The sequence below is a fragment of the Microbacterium sp. AC035 genome (assembly GCF_979258485.1).
Genome location: NZ_OZ409858.1, coordinates 24680 through 43672, shown reverse-complemented (window position 1 = coordinate 43672; position 18993 = coordinate 24680). Strand labels below are relative to the sequence as shown.

Genomic DNA, 18993 nt, shown 5'->3' with positions numbered 1-18993 from the left:
AGGGCCCGACCCGCATGTCAGCCGACGGGATCCCCCGGGTCGCGCTTCGGCAGCCGGAAGCCCCCCGCTCCATCGAGCGGCGCAGTGTCGTAGTCGTGGGCTGGGGATGCTCCCGGCCAGCCGACCGTCGCATCGCCGGACTCGCTCGCAATCGCGTCGGATGCCGTCATCTCGGCGACCCACCGGTCGGTGCGCTCTTCTGCGAGCTCATCCCGGTTCCGCGGCGACAGGAGCAGGATCGCCGCGCCGAGCAGGACCTCGCCACCCAGAGCGAGGGCGAAGGGCAGTGCGGCCGGTCCTGCTTCAGCGAGCCGGCCCGGACCCATCGATCCTCCCGCGAGCAGGGCCGCGATCGCGGCGATCGCGGCGGTCAGGGCGCCGATCCCCACCGCGATCGCCGCACGAGGAGCCATGGCGAGAGGAGTGCCCTCCCAGACGAGACGTGAGCGGACAGCCCATCCGGCAAAGGCCCCGGCGCCGATCGGAAGGATGATGACGATGAGCATCCAGATCGAGGTGCTCTCGGGAAGCAGACCGAGCACGGGGATGCCGGGAACGACTCCGAGCTGGGTGCCTGCGGGAGACACCGCAGTGCCGACTCCCACCGCGAACCCCGGGCCGGCGAGCCAGGAGGCCGCCCAGACGATGATCGTGGGGAGATACGCGAGATGCCCGAGTGTGATGACGCCGGCGCCGAGCGCATCGACCCGAGCAGCCTGGAACAGCGCCACCATCTCGCCGCCTCGTGCCGCGACGAGAACAGCGACCGCCACCGCCGAGACCGCGATGACCCCCACCACAGCGAACGCGGCTCCGCGGACCGCTGCGCTCGGCACCGGCCCCCAGTCGCCCCACGAGTCGACGACGTCGTGCACGCGGTCGAGGATGCCGCTGTCCCCGTCTTCCCAGGCGACGCGCACCGCCCCGCACACCGCGCCGACGAGGTAGACGGCTGCAGGCAGCAGGATGCCCTCGGCGACGGACGTCTCGACCGCCGCGAGATGCGAGGTCAGAGCGACTCCGGTCGCGATCGCCGCGAAGGCGAGGGAACCCGACAGCGTGCCGAGCAGCCAGGCACCTGCACGGGCGGCTCGGGCGCCGGAGCGAGCCGCGAACAGCAGCGTGAAGATCAGGAAAGCGAGCGGGGTCACCGAGAGCGTGAAGGCGGCGGCGTCGGGCGCGATGCCCGTCGTGCGCAGCACCTCGGTCGACACTTCGATGCTCAGCGGCACGCCGTGGCCGAACTGCCACAGCGAGCCGGTGAGAGGCCAGAGGGCTCCCCAGTCGGCTGTGACGCCGAACGAGAGCGTCCAGAGCAGCGTGAGCGGCGCCAGCAGGACCACGAGACCGACCGCCGCGGCGATTGCGGCATCGAAGGCGGCGAGGAGCGCGACGAGGAGGCGTTGCATATCGAATCGAGACTACGACGAGAACCCTGTCGTCGCCTGGGGGCGCGCGCGACTCGCGCGACACGATATCGTCTCCTGCGGAGGTTTCCCGATGACAACTGCCCCGTCCCCCACCCGCTCAGAGGCCGAACCCAAGAACGCCCTCGACCGCTTCTTCGAGATCAGCAGACGCGGATCCACGATCGGCACCGAGATCCGAGGGGGTCTGGTGACCTTCGTCACGATGGCCTACATCGTGATCCTCAACCCGATCATCCTGTCCGGCTCCGCCGATGTCGCAGGCAACACCCTCGACTTCAGCGCCGTCGGCGCCGCGACCGCGCTGACCGCCGGCGTGATGACGATCCTGTTCGGTCTGATCACCCGACTGCCCTTCGGCTTCGCAGCCGGCCTCGGCATCAACGCCTTCGTCGCGTTCTCGGTCGTCGGCCAGGTCACCTGGCCCGAGGCCATGGCGCTCGTGATGATCAACGGTCTCGTGATCGTGCTCCTCGCGGCCACGGGCCTTCGGAAGATGATCTTCGACGCCGTCCCGTTCCAGCTCAAGATCGCGATCACGGTCGGCATCGGCCTGTTCATCGCCTTCATCGGGTTCGTCAACTCGGGCTTCGTGACAGCCACCGGCAGCGCATCCCCGCCGGTCGGTCTGGGAATCGGCGGCTCAGTGGCGACAGTCCCGACCGTCCTGTTCATCGCGACGCTGATCATCACCGGCATCCTGGTCGCCCGCAAGGTCAAGGGCGGCCTGCTCATCGGCCTCGTCTCGGGCACCGTGCTCGCGGTGATCGTCGAGGCGATCTGGCACCTCGGTGCCGCCGCTGACGGCAACGCAGGCGGCTGGGGCCTCACCGTCCCCGCGCTCACCGGATCGCCCTTCGGTCTGCCCGACCTGAGTCTGATCGGCGCCGTCGACTTCGGCTTCGACTTGAGCAAGGTCAGCCTCGTCGCGATCGTGATGATCGTCTTCACCCTGGTGTTCTCGAACTTCTTCGACGCCATGGGCACCATGACCGGGCTCGCGAAGGAAGCCGACCTCGCGAACGAGAACGGCGACTTCCCCCGCATCAAGTCCGCGCTGATCGTCGAAGGTGTCGGAGCGATCGTCGGTGGTGGCACCTCGTCGTCGTCGAGCACCGTGTTCATCGAGTCGGGTGCCGGCATCGGCGAGGGTGCGCGCACCGGTTTCGCGAACCTGATCACCGGTGGGATGTTCCTGCTGGCGATGTTCCTCACCCCGCTCACGTCGATCGTCCCGACCGAGATCGCCGCCGCGGCGCTCGTGATCGTCGGAGCGATGATGATGGCTCAGATCAAGTACATCGATCTGACCGAGTTCAGCGTGCTGCTGCCGGTGTTCCTGACGGTCACGGTGATGCCGCTGACCTACTCGATCGCCAACGGCATCGGCGCCGGCTTCGTCAGCTGGGTGCTCGTGCAGGCGTTCTCCGGCAAGGCCAGGAAGATCAGCCCGCTGCTGTGGATCGTCGCGATCGGCTTCGTGGTGTTCTTCGCCCGCGGTCCCATCGAGGCGCTGTTCGGCGTCGCCTGAGCGACGAAGGAACGACGAAGGGGCGGATGCTGAGGCATCCGCCCCTTTTCGCTGCACCGGCCGCGACCCCGGGTGCCAGAAGTGTCCGGGCATGAAAGAAGGCCCCGGAGTGGAGTCCAGGGCCTTCTCTTCGATTATAGCGCTTAGAGCGACTCGACGATCTCACGCATCAGAGCGGCGGTCTCGGACGGCGTCTTGCCGACCTTGACACCGGCGGCCTCGAGGGCCTCCTTCTTCGCCTGAGCGGTGCCCGCCGACCCCGAGACGATGGCACCTGCATGGCCCATGGTCTTGCCCTCGGGAGCCGTGAAGCCCGCGACATAGCCGACGACCGGCTTGGTGACGTGCGCCTTGATGTACTCGGCCGCACGCTCTTCGGCGTCGCCGCCGATCTCGCCGATCATCACGATCGCCTTGGTCTCGGGGTCGGCCTCGAACGCGGCGAGCGCGTCGATGTGCGTCGTGCCGATGACGGGGTCGCCGCCGATGCCGATGGCGGTCGAGAAGCCCAGGTCGCGCAGCTCGAACATCATCTGGTAGGTCAGGGTGCCCGACTTCGACACGAGGCCGATGGGACCCTTGCCGGTGATGTTGGCGGGCGTGATACCGACGAGCGCCTCACCAGGGGTGATGATGCCGGGGCAGTTCGGTCCGATGATGCGGGTCGTGTTGCCCTTGCTCTGCGCGTAGGCCCAGGCCTCGGCCGAGTCGCCCACGGGGACGCCCTCGGTGATCACGACGAGCAGCGGGATCTCGGCGTCGATGGCCTCGATCATCGCGTCCTTGGTGAAGGCGCCGGGAACGAAGGCGATCGACACGTCGGCGCCGGTCTCCTTCATGGCCTCGGCCACGGAGGCGAAGACGGGGAGCTCGACGGCGTTGCCGTCTTTGTCGGTGTGCGAGACCGTGGTGCCGGCCTTGCGGGCGTTCACGCCACCGACGACCTGGGTGCCGGCCTTCAGCATGAGCGCCGTGTGCTTGGTGCCCTCGCCGCCGGTGATGCCCTGGACGATGACCTTGGAATCCTTGTTGAGGTAGATCGACATTTCTCTAGTCCTTGTGTCTCTCTGCGATCAGGCGTTGGCGAGTTCGGCGGCCTTGTCGGCGCCTTCGTCCATGGTGCTGGCGAGCGTGACGAGCGGGTGCGCGTACTCGGCGAGGATCGCGCGACCCTCGTCGACGCGGTTGCCGTCAAGGCGCACGACGAGCGGCTTGGAGGCCGCGCTGCCGAGAGTCTCGAGAGCGCCCTTGATGCCGTTGGCTACGGCGTCGCACGCCGTGATGCCGCCGAAGACGTTCACGAACACGCTCTTGACCTGCGGGTCGCCGAGGATGACGTCGAGGCCTGCTGCCATGACCTCAGCCGAGGCGCCACCGCCGATGTCGAGGAAGTTGGCGGGCTTGACGCCGTTGTGGTTCTCACCGGCGTAGGCGACGACGTCGAGCGTCGACATGACGAGTCCTGCACCGTTGCCGATGATTCCGACCTCGCCGTCGAGCTTCACGTAGTTCAGACCGCTCTTCTTGGCCTTGGCCTCGAGCGGGTCGGCTGCGTCCTTGTCTTCGAGCGCTTCGTGCTCGGGGTGACGGATCTCGGAGGCGTTGTCGTCGAGCGTGACCTTGCCGTCGAGGGCGATGATGTCGCCCTCTTCGGTGCGGACCAGCGGGTTGACCTCGACGAGAGTCGCGTCCTCGCCCTTGTAGACGTCGAAGAGCTTGACGAAGACGTCGGACACCTTCTCGATGAGGTCTTCGGGGAAGTTGGCGGCGCGGGCGATCTCGACGGCCTTCGCCTTGTCGATGCCCGTCAGCGGGTTGACCTCGACGCGAGCGAGCGCCTCGGGGCGCTCGACCGCGAGCTCCTCGATCTCCATGCCGCCCTCGACCGAGCAGAGGCTCAGGTAGGAGCGGTTGGCCCGGTCGAGCAGCACGGAGAAGTAGAACTCCTCGGCGATGCGCGCACCCTGTGCGACCATGACGCGCTTGACGACGTGGCCCTTGATGTCGAGTCCGAGGATGGCCTTGGCCGCCTCGTACGCCTCTTCGGGGGTCTTCGCGACCTTGACGCCGCCGGCCTTGCCGCGACCACCGGTCTTGACCTGGGCCTTGACGACGACGACGCCGCCGATCTTCTCAGCGGCTGCCTTCACCTCCTCAGGGGTGTCAGCGACGATGCCGGCGAGGACCGGCACTCCGTACTTCTCGAAAACGTCTCGTGCCTGGTACTCGTACAGATCCACTGTGCTTCCTTCACTGGGCTGCGGCCTGGAATTCTCTCGATGTCGAGACATCGATCAATCCCCCAGCCTACTACCGCCTCCTGAGCGCCCCTACGTCCGCAGAGCGCGGGCGACGACCAGAAGGCGTCCGGTAGCATTCTCGAGCGTCGGATCAGGGAGAGAGGCCGCATACTCCGCAGCCCGGAGATGTACTCGACCGCTACGGTCCTCACGAGGGCCGGTACACCTCCGCCAGTACCAGGAGACGGCCCAAGGACGAGCTCCTGACTGACGAGCTCACGCCCGAATGCCTCGGGTCGCAGGGGTATCGCGGAGACATCGCGACCGGACTCGGCTCGACCGGCGGGCGGCGTACAGGTGCAGCTGCCCTCACGGCGCAGCAGCTGATCACGCTGGGCCTGCTTAAGGAGATCACATGACCGAACTCACCCCCGACGAAGTGAAGCGCATCATCGCAGCCGAAACGCTCACCGCCACCGCGAACTGGTTCGGCCGCACAGGTCGACGCGAGTCCTCGGCATGGATCGACAGCGACGGCGACGGCTGGCTCGTGTGGGAGACCGACGAGCGCGGAGGTATATTCCATGACCCGCTTCGCTTCGCCTCGGAGGCCGAAGCGCTGGATCTCTTCCTGAAGATCGCGCGCCGGTACAGGGCGGGGGACTCCTCGGCGACTCGTCGGCTGGGAGGATCCTCGTGACCGAGCTCGCGCTGCTTCTCGTCGTCGCCCGCGGCTCCGCCCATCACGCCCGGTGCCATGGAACGCCCGCCCGCCCCGGTGGCCGATCCTCCGGTCGCGCCGGACGCCACGCCCGTCGCAGACCCGGCCGAGCCGAAACCACCAGGAGCCGTCGCACCGCATGATGGTCGAGGGCCCCGACGGCGAGGATGAGGCGTCGGGGCCCTCGGACGGTCGATGGGAAGGCAATCACCCATCCGGCGGCGTCTGCGCCGCCACGGGCCGAGGTCTAGGCTCATCCCATGCACGAATCCGCAGAACTGCGCACCGGCGTCGTGGCCGCTGCACTCGAGCTCTTCGCGTCACAGGGCTTCGACCAGACCTCCGTCGAGCAGATCGCGAAGGCCGCGGGGGTCTCTCGGTCGACGTTCTTCCGCCAGTTCGGCGGCAAGGAGGATGTCGTCTTCGCCGACCACGAGGTGCTGCTCGAGCAGCTGCGGACGTTCCTCGGCGAGGGACACGAAGACCCCTGGGGAGCTGTCTGCGCGGCATCCGAGTCGGTCTTCGCCCACTTCGCGCACGACCCCGAGCTCGCGCGTCGGCGCTATCAGATCGTCCGCCAGGTGCCGGTGCTCCGTGAACGCGAGATCATCACGGTGTTCCGCTACGAGCGGCTGTTCGACGACTACCTGCGCAGCTCGCTTCCCGGCATCGATCCTCTGGATGCCGTCGGATTCTCGGCCCTCGTCACCGCGGTGCACAACCATGTGCTGCGGCAGCTGCTGCGCAGCAAGAAGAAGGTGCCGCTGTCGACGCTGCAGACGGCTCTCGCCGATGTGCGTCGCCGCTACGGCGTGCCCTCCGACGCGGCCACCGAGGCGCCGGACGACGTCGTCGTCGCGGTGTTCCCCCGTTCGATGCCGATCGCCGAGGTCACCAGGCGCCTGCGCACGCAGCTCGACTGACCTGGCCGGACTCCCCCGAACGGAGTCGTGGAACCGAGTATCGAGGAGTACGATACTTGGTGTCACGAAGGAGTCATCATGAGCACCGCAGCCTCTCCCCTCCCCGGCGAGCGCGTCTCGTCGTACGACATCACCGGAAGACAGGACAGCGACTACTACGCCGTCTTCGCCGACATCCCCGAGGCCGATCGCTCGGCCTGGAATCGAGCCAAGGCCTACATCGACGAGGTCGGCCCGCAGATGGCGGATGCCTGGGACCGCGCGGAATACCCTCTCGACGCCGCCCGCCGCATGGGCGAGATGGACCTGGTGGTCGACGGCATCGAGCATCCTTCGCTCACGCGTCTCTCCCCTCTCGCGGCGGGTCTGGTCAACATGGAGATCTCCCGCGGCGACGGGTCGCTCGGCACGGTGCTGGCCGTGCAGGGCGGGCTCGCGCTGCGCACTCTCGCTCTCTTCGGCTCGCCCGAGCAGCAGGAGAGATGGCTGACGTCGCTCGCCGACAGCTCGGTCTTCGGCTCCTTCGCCCTCACCGAACCCGACCACGGATCGGACTCCGTCTCACTCGAGACCGTCGCACGCCGCGATGGCGACGAATGGGTCATCCGCGGGGCGAAGAAATGGATCGGCAACGGCGCCTCGGGCGGCATCACGTTCGTGTGGGCCCGCGTCGACGACGAGACGGCCGCCGAGCACGGCGCCGTGCGGTGCTTCCTCGTGGAGCAGGACACTCCGGGCTACACCGGGACGCCGATCCGCGGCAAGGCATCGCTGCGCGCGATCCACCAGGCGCACATCGTGCTCGACGACGTGCGGGTGCCGCTCGACTCCGTGCTGCCGGGGACGAAGAGCTTCAAGGACGCCTCGATCGTGCTCTACGCGACCCGCTCCGGCGTGGCCTGGTCGGCGCTGGGTCACGCGACGGCCTGCTACGAGGCCGCGCTCGCCTACTCGACGCAGCGCATCCAGTTCGGCAAGCCTCTGGCCAAGTTCCAGATGGTGCAGGAGCGACTCACTCACATGCTCGAGGACCTCACCGCGATGCAGCTCTACTGCCGCCGCCTCGCAGACCTCGAGACCGCCGGCGAACTGCGCCCCACCCAAGCGTCACTGGCGAAGTTCCACAACACGCGCGCAGCACGGCGCGTGGCGTCCATCGCACGCGATCTGCTCGGCGGCAACGGCATCCTGCTCGAGAACGGCGTGATGCAGCACATGGCCGACATCGAGGCGATCCACACCTACGAGGGCACCGAGAGCGTGCAGGCACTGCTGCTCGGACGCGACATCACCGGGATGAGCGCCTTCGCCTGAGCCGGTGGTCCGTCCTGCGGCGACACCGTGACGCCGCAGGAGAACGACGGCGTCAGTCGCAGCCGCACCCACCGGCCGGGGTCTTCACCATGAAGCAGACGTCGCACACGCCGTAGTCGCGCTCGCTCGTCTTCGTCGCGCGCTCGACCTTCGGCGCCGCCGCGACTCGAGGAGTCGTGGTGCGCTTCGCCTTGACCGGAGCGATGGGACGGAACTCGCTCGGGTGCGTCACGAAGAAGTACGGAGCACGGCCTTCGCTCGCCCGGAGACGGAGGGGCGTCGAGCCGACGACGACGACCTCGTCTTCGGTGAAGCCATTGGTGTAGGTCTTGCCGATGTGCAGCGAGGCGCCCTCGCCGCGGCGGATCGCCTCGATGTAGCGGCCTCGGTCGATGTAGGACGAGATGCCGACGGCATCCGTGATCGCCGCGATGAACTCGTGGTTCTCCTCGGCGATGCGGTGCGCACGGAGCGCCTCCGCGAGGGTTCGGTACGGACGGGAGTTGCCTGTGGGGGTCGGGCCCTGAACTTCATTCATTTCCTCAAGGATCTCACGCCCGGGCATGGAAGACTGGCCGAATGGCACGCGCGACGATCATCGGGTCCGGACCGAACGGCCTCGCGGCGGCCGTGACCCTCGCGCGAGCCGGGTACGAGGTGCGCGTCCTCGAAGCGGCGAGCACCATCGGCGGCGGCGTCCGCACCGCAGAATCGACCCTCTCCGGCTTCCGCCACGATGTCTGCGCCGCGGTGCATCCGGCTGCGCTCTCCTCGTCGTTCTTCCAGGCATTCGGCCTCGCCGAACGTGTCGACTGGATCCTGCCCGACATCTCCTACGCGCACCCGCTCGACGGCGGCAGAGCCGGCATCGCCTGGCGAGACATCGAGCGCACCGCGGCGGGACTCGGTGTCGATGAGCGCGCGTGGCTGTCGCTTCTGCGCCCGCTGAGCACACATGTCGAGGGTGTCGTCGACTTCACCGGCAATCAGATGCTCCGCATTCCCCGCGAGCCGATCACGGCTCTCCGATTCGCGCTGCGGATGCTCGACCAGGGCACCCCTCTCGCCCGCCGGTCCTTCCGCACCGAGGAGGCCGCCGGCCTGATGGCGGGCGTCCTGGCGCACGCGAACACTCCTCTCCCCTCCCTCGCCGGCGCCGCCGCCGGGCTGCTGCTGGCCGCGCAGGCGCACGCCGGAGGGTGGATGTACCCGCGAGGCGGGGCGCAGAGCATCGCCGACAGCATGGTCGCCGACCTCGAAGCCCATGGCGGATCCGTCGAATCGGGAACCCACGTCACCGACCTCGCGTCGCTCGACTGGGGCGACCCCGCTCGCGGCGACCTGCTGATGCTGAACACATCGCCCCGGCTGACGCTCACCCATCCCGATATCCCCACGGCGTATGCGCGGGCGATCCGCGGCTATCGCTACGGCCCGGCCGCCGCGAAGGTCGACTTCGCTCTCGACGGCCCGATCCCCTGGACGAATCCCGAGGTGGGGCAGTCACCCACCGTGCACATCGGCGGGTCGGCGGCGGAGATCTGGGACAGCGAGAACGCCGTCGCCCGCGGTCGGATCAGCGACAGACCGTACGTCCTGAGTGTGCAGCCATCGGTCTTCGACCCGAGTCGGGCACCCGAGGGCAAAGCGGTGCTGTGGGCCTACATCCACGTGCCTCAGGACTCCGACCTCGACGCCACCGAACTCATCACCCGTCAGGTCGAGCGGTTCGCACCCGGGTTCCGCGACCTCATCCTCGCCCACCACTCGGTGCCCGCATCGTCGCGCGAAGCGGTCAACCCGTCGGAGATCGGCGGCGACATCCTGGGGGGCGCCTTCACGATCCCGCAGGCGCTCCGCCGGCCTGTGCTCGGCACGGCACCGTGGCGCACCCCGATGCACGGCGTGTATCTCGCTTCGGCATCGACCCCGCCGGGGCCAGGCGTCAACGGCATGGCCGGGTGGCACGCCGCCCGGACGGCGCTGAAGGATGCGGGCGCCCGCGTCTCGCTCGGCGATCTGTTCGACTGACGGTCCCGAAGTCGCACTTCTGCCGGGGCGTCCCCGACGCCAGGATGGACCCATGCGCTACGAGATCCCCTCCCCGATGCTGGCGAAGGCGGCAGCATCCGTCCCCGATCCCGCGAAGACCGCCGGCGGGTTGCTGTTCGAGCCCAAGTGGGACGGATTCCGAGGGCTCATCGCCTGGGACGGCGAGACCGTCGAGATCGGCTCACGCGGAGCGAAGCCACTGACCAGGTACTTTCCCGAGCTCGTCGAGGCGATCCCCCGGTTGCTTCCGGCCCCCTGCCTGCTCGACGGCGAGATCGTCGTCGCCACCGGGCCGGCGGGCGCGCAGCGGCTCGACTGGGAAGCGCTGAGTCAGCGCATCCACCCCGCCGCGTCGAGGGTCGCCCGACTGGCCGCGGAGACTCCGGCGATGTTCATCGCCTTCGACCTGCTGGCGATCGGCGATGAAGACCTGCTGGCTGTCCCCTTCGCGGAGCGGCGCGAGCGCCTGGAGACGCTGATGGCCGAGGTCGGGCATCCGCTGCACATCACGCGCACGACCCGCGATCGCGAAGCGGCCGTGCGCTGGCTCGCCGAGTTCGAGGGCGCCGGCCTCGACGGAGTCGTCGCCAAGCCGCTCGATCAGCCGTACGCGCCGGGCAAGCGCACACTGGTCAAGATCAAGCACGCCCGCACAGCGGATGTGGTCGCGCTCGGATACCGCGTGCATAAATCCGGGTCCGGGGTCGGATCGCTTCTCGTCGGCCTCTACGACTCAGACGGCACGCTGCGGCAGGTCGGTGGCGTCGCCGCGTGGAGCGACGCTCGTCGCACAGCACTCGTCGACGAACTCGCCCCGCTGGTCGAGCGCGACGATGCAGGCGATGCCGTCACCGGAGAAGGCGAGCGCTCGCGCTTCAGCGGGTCCAAAGATGTGTCGTTCGTGCGGCTGCGGCCCGAGCTCGTGCTCGAGGTCCGCTACGACCAGCTCGAGGGGTCGCGGTTCCGGCACACCGTGCAGTTCGAACGCTGGCGACCCGACCGCGATGCCCGCTCGTGCACCTACGACCAGCTCGACACGGTTGCGGGATACGATCTGGCCGAGGTCATCGGCTGACCCTCACTCGTCGATCGGGTCGCCGTTCGCATCCCAGTTGGCCTCGACCTTCTTGCTGGGCTGCACGCGCGGCGGCTCCCCCGGCATCTTGGGGAACTCGGGCGGGAACGACAGCTCTCCCAGACCGGCTTCCTTGTCACGCTCCCACCACTCCAGCAGCGTGTCGATGCGCCCTGGGCTGTCTTGCTTGCCTGCCCACGGATCGCCGACCTCGTCGAGTCGTTTCGGGATGCTCCGCACAGTGAACACGGCGGGGTCGAGGCCGTCGAGCTCCTCCCAGTGCACCGGAGTCGAGACCGTGGCTCCCGGAAGCGCCCGAGGGCTGTATGCACCGGCCATCGTGCGGTCGCGGTTCGCCTGGTTGAAGTCGATGAAGATCCGCTCCCCGCGCTCCTCCTTCCACCAGCTCATCGTCACCTCGTCCGGCATCCGACGCTCCAGCTCTCGGCCTGCGGCGATCACGGCATGTCGCACGTCGAGGAACTCGTGCGTCGGTTCGATCGGAGCGAAGACGTGCAGCCCGCGGTTGCCGCTGGTCTTCACGAACGCGTCGAGACCGACCTCGCTGAGCACCTCGCGCAAAGCGTGTGCGGCGGGAATGGCATCGGCGAACCCCGTTCCCGGCTGCGGGTCGAGGTCGATCCGCAGCTCGACGGGGTTGTCAGGATCAGAGGCGAGCGACGCCCACGGGTGGAACACGATCGTGTTCATCTGGGCCGCCCAGACGATGGCGCTCGGTCGGTTGAGCACGATCTGCGGATGCCGTCGCCCGCTGTTGTAGGTCACCGTGACGGCGTCGACGTAGTCGGGCGTACCCTTGGGCGGATTCTTCGAGAAGAAGCCGTCGCTGCCCAGCCCGTCGCGGAAGCGTTCGAGCGAGACGGGACGATTGCCGTTCGCCTCGAGGAACGGAGTGCTGACGAGCTGGAAGTACTCCGCGAGCTCGGCCTTGGTGATGCCGTCCTTCGGCCACACGATCCGATTGGGGCTGGAGAGCACGACCTCGCGCTCTCCGTCAGGATCGGTGACGGTCAGGGGCACGCGTTCTGAGGCCATGCTCCGACCCTAGGGGGCCGGTGGGACGTGCGGAAGCCCGTCAGTCGTCGATGTCGATCGCCAGGATCAGCACGGAGGTCAGCGCATCGCGCTCGACGACGATGCTGGGCCCGGCCGGGTCGATGATGACGCCGGCCATGTCGATATGGCTGGACAGGATCTTCGCCAGCTGCAGCGGCTCGAACGGCAGCGGTCGATCACCGCGGCCGAGTGCGAGCACCTCGAGCGGGTGCGAGAACAGCTGGAGGAACCGCTTGCCGTCAGGCGTCTGCGCCTCGGCGATGCCGACCTGTCCGCCCGGGTTGCCCTCGTTGACGGCGACCCACATGCGCTTGGTCGCGAGCGCCTCACCGACCTTGGCTGCGGTGTCCTGCTCGCGCGGCGCGGCGATGAGCGACTTGACGGTCATGTCGACGTCTGCCTGCTCGAGGGCCTTCTGCAGCAGCTCGGTCGGGAACACCACGCGGTGCGGGGCGGAGGCGTTGTCGACGATGAGACCGGCGAAATCTCCGGAGACGACCTGCTGCAGAACGGAGGTGACGGGCTGGGCCACCGCCGATGTCGCCGTCGGGTCCTTCTCGAGCTGCACGGAGTCGCGCACTGCGGCTGCCGAGCTGAACGCCAGCATGAACTGACGATCGCCATCGCGCACCACCGCGACCGCGAGGGGCTTGCCCTCACTGATCTGCGCACGGGCATCGCCGTTCACCCGGATGTACATGTGGCCCTGCAGCGCCTGGCGGAGCACTCCGAGAAGCTGCTCGTTCGTGGCGCCCTGCTCGACCTCTGTGAGGGATTCACGCAGCAGGACGTTGTCCTTCATGCCCGCGACGGTCTCGGTCTGCTCGGGCGGCATCGCCGGTGCCAGTGGGAGCTTGCGCTCGGGCTCGGCCGCAGGTGCAGCGGGCGCTGCGGGCGCAGGTGCGGTGGTCGGCGCGGATGCCGCGGGAGCCGCGTCGGCATCGGGCAGCTCGACCTCGGGTCCGGCCTGCGCGCCGACACCGCGGAACGCCTGCACGGAGATCCCGATGGTGGGCGTGACCTCAGCGGGTTCGGAGGGTGCGTCCGCGACCTCCGGAGCGTCGACGGCAGAATCCTCGGTCTCGGTGTGGTCGGCGACGACGTCGTCAGCGGACTTCTTGCGGCGGGAGAACAGGGCCATATCTGCCAGCCTAACCCGCCACCGGGCTAGATCTTCTCGATCGGCGCGACCTTGATCAACAGCTTCTTCTGACCGGCAGAATCGAAACGCACGTGCGCGATGCGCTTCGCCCCTTCGCCCGTCACCGCGTCGACTCGTCCCTCGCCGAAATCCGAGTGGCGGATGCGGTCACCCGCAGCCAGCTCGAGGTCGCCGTTGTCACGCATCTTGGCCGTCACCCGGTTGGGGAACTTGTCCATCGCCGTCGACAGCGGCTTGAGCGAGTCGCGTCCTGGCAGCTGCTTCACGCCGAAGCGATCGCCCGAACCGGATCCGCCGAATCCTCCTCCGCGACGCGCATTGAGCGCGCGGGACTGCGTGCCACCGCGGGAGTTGACGTCGCCCGGCGACTGGCGCCAGTCGATGAGCCCTGCGGGGATCTCCTGGAGGAATCGGCTGGGCATCGCGACGGAGACTTCTCCGAACTGCGCCCTGGTCATCGCCAGCGACAGGTGCAGACGCTTGCGCGCGCGCGTGATGCCGACGTAGAAGAGGCGGCGTTCCTCCTGCGGGCCACCCGGCTCGCCTGCCGAGATGCGGTGCGGGATCAGATCCTCTTCGACTCCGGTCACGAACACCGCATCGTACTCGAGCCCCTTCGCGGTGTGCATCGTCATGAGAGACACCGAACCCGACTCGTCGTCGAGGTCGTCGGCATCGGAGACGAGAGCGACCTCCGTGAGGAAGTCGACGATCGTCCCGTCGGGATTGTTGCGGGCGAAGTCGCGTGCGACGGCGACGAACTCGTCGAGGTTCTCGACACGCGCCTCGTCTTGCGGGTCGCGGCTCGCACGCAGCGCATCGAGGTACCCGCTCTTCGACAGCAGCACGCTGAGCCCGTCGGCGACGGTGGTGGGAGCGGGGACCTCGCCGGAGGCGGGGAGCATGATCTCGGTCGCTTCGGCGAGCACCGCGTCGAGCTGGGCGATGCCCGCCTGGATCTTCGGACCGAAGCCCAGCTGCTCGGGCACGGACAGCGCCTGACGGAACGTGATGTCGTGGTCCTCGGCGAAGCGGGCGATCGCCGTCTCGCTGACATCGCCGATGCCGCGACGCGGCTTGTTGAGGATGCGCCGCACCGCCATCTCATCGGCGGGGTTCGCGACGGCCACGAGATATGCGAGGGCGTCCTTGATCTCGGCACGTTCGTAGAACTTCGTGCCACCCATGATCTTGTAGGGCACGGCCGAGCGGATGAAGATCTCTTCCAGTGCGCGCGACTGCGAGTTCGTGCGATAGAAGACCGCCATCTCGGAGTAGGGCATCCCGGCACGGTGCAGAGACTCGACCTCGTCGGCCACGAACTGCGCCTCGTCGTGCTGCGAGTAGCCGGTGAAGCCGACGATCATGTCGCCGTCGCCCTTGTCGCTCCAGAGCTTCTTGTCTTTTCGATCGAAGTTGTTGCCGATCACCGCGTTCGCCGCGGAGAGGATGTTCTGGGTCGACCGGTAGTTCTGCTCGAGCAGCACGACCCGCGCGCCGGGGAAGTCGCGCTCGAACTCGCTGATGTTGCGGATGTCCGCGCCGCGGAAGGCGTAGATCGACTGGTCGGAGTCACCCACGACGGTGAGCGAGGCGCCCTCGAGCTCTGGCGTGGTCTCGGGCTCGAAGATCATCATGCCGTTGGAGGCATACGGGTCGGGGCTCTCGCCGGTCACGGGCCTCGTCAGCTCGTGGATGAGTGCGTACTGGGCGTGGTTGGTGTCCTGATATTCATCGACGAGGACATGACGGAAACGACGGCGGTAGGTGTCGGCGACCTGCGGGAACGCGCGGAACAGATGGACGGTCTGCCCGATCAGATCGTCGAAGTCGAACGCGTTCGCCTTCTGCAGCTGACGCTGGTAGTCGGCGAACAGCTCGACGAAGATCCGCTCGGCCGGGTCGCTCATGTTCGCCTGGCGCGCGTAGGCGTCGGCGTCGGACAGCTCGTTCTTGAGTTTCGAGATGCGCGACTGCACGGCTCCGGGCGTGAGCCCGTATGCATCGGCCTCGTGCTGCTTGACCAGGCGTTTGATCAGCGCGCGCGAGTCGCCCGAGTCGTAGATGGTGAAGGACTTGGTGAACCCGAACTGCTGGGCCTCGCGGCGCAGAATGCGGACGCAGGCGGAGTGGAAGGTCGAGATCCACATGCCTCGAGCGGCGTCGCCGACGATCGCCTCGACGCGCTCGCGCATCTCACCGGCCGCCTTGTTGGTGAAGGTGATCGCGAGGATCTGGCTGGGCCACGCCTCTCGCGCCCTCAGCAGCGACGCGATGCGGCGGGTGAGCACGCTGGTCTTGCCGGAACCTGCGCCCGCGACGATCAGCAGCGCGGGCCCACGATAGGTCACCGCCTCGAGCTGCTGCGGGTTGAGGCCGGCGAGGAGGTCGTCCTGTCCCTGTGCTCCGGTGGAGCGGGGGCCGACGGATCCGGGGACGATGAGGGGGGCTTCGGTCATGGCTCTACGAGTCTAGGCCGCGCCACCGACACTGCCGGCGGATGGGGCGGATGCCGTGCACCCGCCCCATCCCGAAGACGCTCGCCTCAGGGGGTCAGGCGACGCCGACGGATGATCAGCGCACCGGCGAGGACGAGGAGCAGCGCGATCGCGGTCATCCCGACGGGAAGCTCGGCACCGGTGGCAGCCAGACCATTCCCATCGGAGACGCTGCCGGGCGCCGGCGGCGTCTGCCCGTCGGCGTTCCCGCCCGGGTTCTCCACCGGGTTCTCGCCCGGATTCTCGCCGGGGTTCTCTCCCGGATTCTCCGCGGTCGCGCCGGGGAGGGTGCCGACGCGCAGCGCCTCCGCCGCGAAGCCGTCGGCGAACCACCAGACCGGACGCTCGCCGTCGACCGACAGCGAGGCGGGAGCCGTCGCGAATCCCTCGTTGTTGATGTCCGGCATGCCGGCGGGGCGGGCGAAGTGCGCGAGTCCGGGCTGAGCCGTGCCGTTCAGGGTGATCTGCGCCGACTGGCCCTGGCAGCCGTCATCGCAGACCGCCCACAGCACGTCGAGCACGCTGTCGTAGTCGAGTGCCATGACGCCGGCGAGACCCGGTGCGATCTCCGAGACCAGAGTCGCCTGACCGTCGGCACTGAGCGCGAACGCGTACACATGACCGTTGTCCTCGACGGCCACGAAGAAGAGACCGTCACCGTGACCGGCATAGTCGGCCGAGTCGTAAGCCGCTCCGGTGTTGTCGTCGAAGAGCACACCGTCGAGCGCAGCATCAGGCACCCATTGCACCGCCTCCATGCCGAGGTTCGCTCCCACGGCCGGAAGCAGGGTGGTCAGATCCCACTCCTGCTCGGCGACGAGATCACCGGCGGACGACTCGGGGTCGACCTTCAGGACGGTGTTGCTGTTCACCCCCTTGGCGCTGTTGTCGCGCTCCGAGGCGACGTAGACCGCCCCGTCGCCGTCGACGGTGATGCCCTCGGTGTCGGGGCCTGCGGCGCCGGGGTCCGAGGCATCCTTCTGGAACCGCACGCGCTTGCCCGATTCCCAACCGGGGATCTGCGCGAAGGAGCCGTCGGCGTGGGCCTCGAGCTTCCAGATGCGTCCGTCACCGTTGTCGACTGCCCAGAGGAACGATCCGTCTGCGGTCTCCTGCACGTCGAGGCCGGAGCTGTCTTCGAGGAAGGTCGGCGCGGTGTCGAGCACCCTGACCTCGGCGGAGCCGGGCCACGGAGATACCTCGATCTCCCCTGCACAGGTGTTGGCCTCGCCCTTCGTGCTCTCCGCGGTGACGGCGAAGGCTCCGGTCACATCCGGGCAGCGACCCCACGTGACCGCTGCGTGCCCGGCAGCCCAGGTGGTGGAGTCGACGAGCAGGTCGCCGTCGAACAGGCGCACGGAGTCGCCGTCACCCAGACCGAAGCCGAGGTCGGCGCCCTCGATGACGAGATACCCGCCGGCAGTGATCGTCGTGCCTGCCGGGATCTCGTACGAGTGCGTGTCGTCATCGTCCTTCACGATGATGCCGGAGACGTCGAGGTCGGATGCCGTCGGGTTCACGAGCTCGACCCAGTCTCCCGGCGATCCGCCGTCGGACTCGACCTCGTTGATGCGCACCGCGTTGCCGCACGCGTTGGGCTGCCCCTTGGTCGAGACCGCGATGTCGATGAGGTCTCCGCTGCCGTCGGCGCAACGGGCGAGGACGCCCGCCGCGTGCGCGTCGTACACATGCTCGTCGACGACGTTGAGGTTCGCATCGCGCACCGTGACGGTGTCGCCGTTGCCGAGGCCGAAGACGAAGTTCGCCGGCTGGTCGAAGACGAAGTACGCACCCGGCTCGAGGACGGTACCCGCGGGCAGCGGCGTCGTCTCAGCCGCGTGGCCGATCGGATCGCCGTCCATGACCGTCCAGCCGGAGAGGTCGACCGCCGTGCTGCCGGAGTTCACGACCTCGACCCAGTCGGTCGCGTCACCGTCGGACTCGATCTCGTTGATGACCACATCGGGCATCACGCATGAGTTCGCGCCGCCCATGGTCGGGTGGGCGAGCACGAAGGCGCCCTCGCCGTCAGGGCAGCGTGCGAGCGTCGCCGCGGCGGAGTCGCCGTCGATCGCGGCGTGGCCTTCCCAGGGAAGGGTGTCGTCGATCAGCGCGCCACCGACGTCGAACAGCCGGATGCGGTCGGCACTGCCGATGCCGATCGGATCGCGGAACGCGGTCTCGACGCCGTCGACGAGGCCGATCGTGCCCTCCTCGACCACGAGGAATCCGCCTGCAGCGATCTGCGTCCCCGGCAGGAACTGCCAGCGGTGGTCGTCGGAGTTGTCGCGGATCTCGTAGCCGGAGACATCGAGTGCGGCGTCCCCGGAATTGTAGAACTCGACCGAGTCCGCGGGTTGCGAATCGACCTCGTTGATGACGATCGAACCGCCGAGAGGAGCGTCCGGGGCGAACACGTTGGCCGCGCCCTTCGTGGACTCGGTCGTCTCCGCCCACTCGACCGTGCCTGCGACCTCGCGGGCACCCCACGTGACAGCCGCGTGAGCCGTCCAGGAGGTCTGGTCGACGAGCGTCGCGCTCTGGTCGAGCAGACGGACCTGGTCGTCCTTTCCGAGACCGAAGGTGAAGCCGCTGACGCCATCGCCTGCCTCATCGAGCACGAGGTGGGCGCCGGGTTCGACGACAGATCCGTCGGGGAACACATACGACTCGTCGTCGCCGTCGTCCTTCACGACGAAGCCGCTCAGATCGACAGCGGCGTCTGAGACGTTGACGAACTCGATCCAGTCTCCGGGAACACCTCCGCTGGATTCGACTTCGTTGATCCGGATGCCGAGTTCGGCTCCGGTGGCGGCGAGGGGCACGGCGAGCAGAGCGGCTGCGCTGAGCGCGCAGACCGTCGTGACCGCAGCCGCGGATTGCAGGCGGGACATGGGGCTCCTGGGGGAATCAGACGGGTATGACTCCACATCAGCGATGCCCCATGGCCGCCCGACGACTCTCAGGTGCACG

Annotated in this window: 14 protein-coding genes; 6 read left to right on the top strand and 8 right to left on the bottom strand. The window is 68.3% G+C overall.

The window, feature by feature from the left end:
• Positions 1-17 precede the first annotated feature (17 nt).
• Positions 18-1409 (bottom strand): cell division protein PerM, encoded by a 1392-nt coding sequence (locus ACZ0AA_RS00195; RefSeq protein ID WP_463511807.1) that lies wholly within the window; start codon positions 1407-1409, stop codon positions 18-20.
• A gap of 91 nt (positions 1410-1500) precedes the next feature.
• Here ACZ0AA_RS00195 and ACZ0AA_RS00190 point away from each other — a divergent pair, with 91 nt between their 5' ends.
• The gene (locus tag ACZ0AA_RS00190; RefSeq protein WP_463511806.1) at positions 1501-2958 is read left to right on the top strand and encodes an NCS2 family permease; all 1458 of its coding nucleotides are present in this window, start codon (positions 1501-1503) and stop codon (positions 2956-2958) included.
• Positions 2959-3101: 143 nt separating this feature from the next.
• Here the strand turns inward: ACZ0AA_RS00190 and sucD are convergent, their stop codons facing one another.
• Positions 3102-4004 (bottom strand): succinate--CoA ligase subunit alpha, encoded by a 903-nt coding sequence (gene sucD / locus ACZ0AA_RS00185; protein WP_042539277.1) that lies wholly within the window; start codon positions 4002-4004, stop codon positions 3102-3104.
• A gap of 27 nt (positions 4005-4031) precedes the next feature.
• Positions 4032-5198 (bottom strand): ADP-forming succinate--CoA ligase subunit beta, encoded by a 1167-nt coding sequence (sucC, locus tag ACZ0AA_RS00180; RefSeq protein WP_042539275.1) that lies wholly within the window; start codon positions 5196-5198, stop codon positions 4032-4034.
• A gap of 415 nt (positions 5199-5613) precedes the next feature.
• Between sucC and ACZ0AA_RS00175 the strand changes: the two genes are divergently transcribed.
• The 3 genes from ACZ0AA_RS00175 (at position 5614) to ACZ0AA_RS00165 (ending at position 8156) form a co-directional block, all read left to right on the top strand.
• Entirely contained in the window at positions 5614-5898 is a 285-nt protein-coding gene (locus tag ACZ0AA_RS00175) for a hypothetical protein (protein WP_400861789.1), read from the top strand.
• Positions 5899-6179: 281 nt separating this feature from the next.
• On the top strand, positions 6180-6842 hold the full coding sequence (locus ACZ0AA_RS00170) for a TetR/AcrR family transcriptional regulator (protein WP_463511805.1): 663 nt from the start codon (positions 6180-6182) through the stop codon (positions 6840-6842).
• Positions 6843-6920: 78 nt separating this feature from the next.
• Positions 6921-8156 (top strand): acyl-CoA dehydrogenase family protein, encoded by a 1236-nt coding sequence (locus ACZ0AA_RS00165; protein WP_463511804.1) that lies wholly within the window; start codon positions 6921-6923, stop codon positions 8154-8156.
• 52 nt (positions 8157-8208) lie between these two features.
• Here the strand turns inward: ACZ0AA_RS00165 and ACZ0AA_RS00160 are convergent, their stop codons facing one another.
• Complete coding sequence (locus tag ACZ0AA_RS00160) at positions 8209-8694, bottom strand: hypothetical protein (RefSeq protein ID WP_400861798.1); 486 nt, start codon at positions 8692-8694, stop codon at positions 8209-8211.
• Positions 8695-8735: 41 nt separating this feature from the next.
• Here ACZ0AA_RS00160 and ACZ0AA_RS00155 point away from each other — a divergent pair, with 41 nt between their 5' ends.
• Positions 8736-10187: a phytoene desaturase family protein gene (locus ACZ0AA_RS00155; protein WP_463511803.1), complete on the top strand. Its 1452-nt coding sequence runs from the start codon at positions 8736-8738 to the stop codon at positions 10185-10187.
• A 52-nt stretch (positions 10188-10239) separates the two neighbouring features.
• A complete protein-coding gene (locus ACZ0AA_RS00150; RefSeq protein WP_400861801.1) occupies positions 10240-11283 on the top strand; it encodes an ATP-dependent DNA ligase in 1044 nt (347 codons plus the stop codon).
• 3 nt (positions 11284-11286) lie between these two features.
• On the opposite strand, the gene ligD is transcribed toward ACZ0AA_RS00150, so the two are convergent.
• The 4 genes from ligD to ACZ0AA_RS00130 all read right to left on the bottom strand — a co-directional run bounded on the left by ligD (position 11287) and on the right by ACZ0AA_RS00130 (position 18914).
• Positions 11287-12339: a non-homologous end-joining DNA ligase gene (ligD, locus tag ACZ0AA_RS00145; protein ID WP_400861802.1), complete on the bottom strand. Its 1053-nt coding sequence runs from the start codon at positions 12337-12339 to the stop codon at positions 11287-11289.
• Positions 12340-12379: 40 nt separating this feature from the next.
• Complete coding sequence (locus ACZ0AA_RS00140) at positions 12380-13501, bottom strand: SseB family protein (protein ID WP_463511802.1); 1122 nt, start codon at positions 13499-13501, stop codon at positions 12380-12382.
• Between the two features lie 26 nt (positions 13502-13527).
• Complete coding sequence (locus ACZ0AA_RS00135) at positions 13528-15981, bottom strand: ATP-dependent helicase (protein ID WP_400861805.1); 2454 nt, start codon at positions 15979-15981, stop codon at positions 13528-13530.
• 86 nt (positions 15982-16067) lie between these two features.
• Positions 16068-18914 carry a lamin tail domain-containing protein gene (locus ACZ0AA_RS00130; protein WP_463511801.1) on the bottom strand — a complete coding sequence of 949 codons (2847 nt, stop codon included), beginning with the start codon at positions 18912-18914 and terminating at the stop codon, positions 16068-16070.
• Positions 18915-18993 lie beyond the last annotated feature (79 nt).

Bases quoted from the DNA above. Each gene is read 5' to 3' on its own strand.
- ACZ0AA_RS00175 (WP_400861789.1), top strand. From the start codon at position 5,614: ATGACCGAACTCACCCCCGACGAAGTGAAGCGCATCATCGCAGCCGAA.
- ACZ0AA_RS00165 (WP_463511804.1), top strand. From the start codon at position 6,921: ATGAGCACCGCAGCCTCTCCCCTCCCCGGCGAGCGCGTCTCGTCGTAC.
- ACZ0AA_RS00195 (WP_463511807.1), bottom strand. From the start codon at position 1,409: ATGCAACGCCTCCTCGTCGCGCTCCTCGCCGCCTTCGATGCCGCAATC.
- ligD (WP_400861802.1), bottom strand. From the start codon at position 12,339: ATGGCCTCAGAACGCGTGCCCCTGACCGTCACCGATCCTGACGGAGAG.
- ACZ0AA_RS00140 (WP_463511802.1), bottom strand. From the start codon at position 13,501: ATGGCCCTGTTCTCCCGCCGCAAGAAGTCCGCTGACGACGTCGTCGCC.
- ACZ0AA_RS00160 (WP_400861798.1), bottom strand. From the start codon at position 8,694: ATGAATGAAGTTCAGGGCCCGACCCCCACAGGCAACTCCCGTCCGTAC.
- ACZ0AA_RS00130 (WP_463511801.1), bottom strand. From the start codon at position 18,914: ATGTCCCGCCTGCAATCCGCGGCTGCGGTCACGACGGTCTGCGCGCTC.
- ACZ0AA_RS00135 (WP_400861805.1), bottom strand. From the start codon at position 15,981: ATGACCGAAGCCCCCCTCATCGTCCCCGGATCCGTCGGCCCCCGCTCC.
- ACZ0AA_RS00155 (WP_463511803.1), top strand. From the start codon at position 8,736: ATGGCACGCGCGACGATCATCGGGTCCGGACCGAACGGCCTCGCGGCG.
- ACZ0AA_RS00150 (WP_400861801.1), top strand. From the start codon at position 10,240: ATGCGCTACGAGATCCCCTCCCCGATGCTGGCGAAGGCGGCAGCATCC.
- sucD (WP_042539277.1), bottom strand. From the start codon at position 4,004: ATGTCGATCTACCTCAACAAGGATTCCAAGGTCATCGTCCAGGGCATC.
- ACZ0AA_RS00170 (WP_463511805.1), top strand. From the start codon at position 6,180: ATGCACGAATCCGCAGAACTGCGCACCGGCGTCGTGGCCGCTGCACTC.
- ACZ0AA_RS00190 (WP_463511806.1), top strand. From the start codon at position 1,501: ATGACAACTGCCCCGTCCCCCACCCGCTCAGAGGCCGAACCCAAGAAC.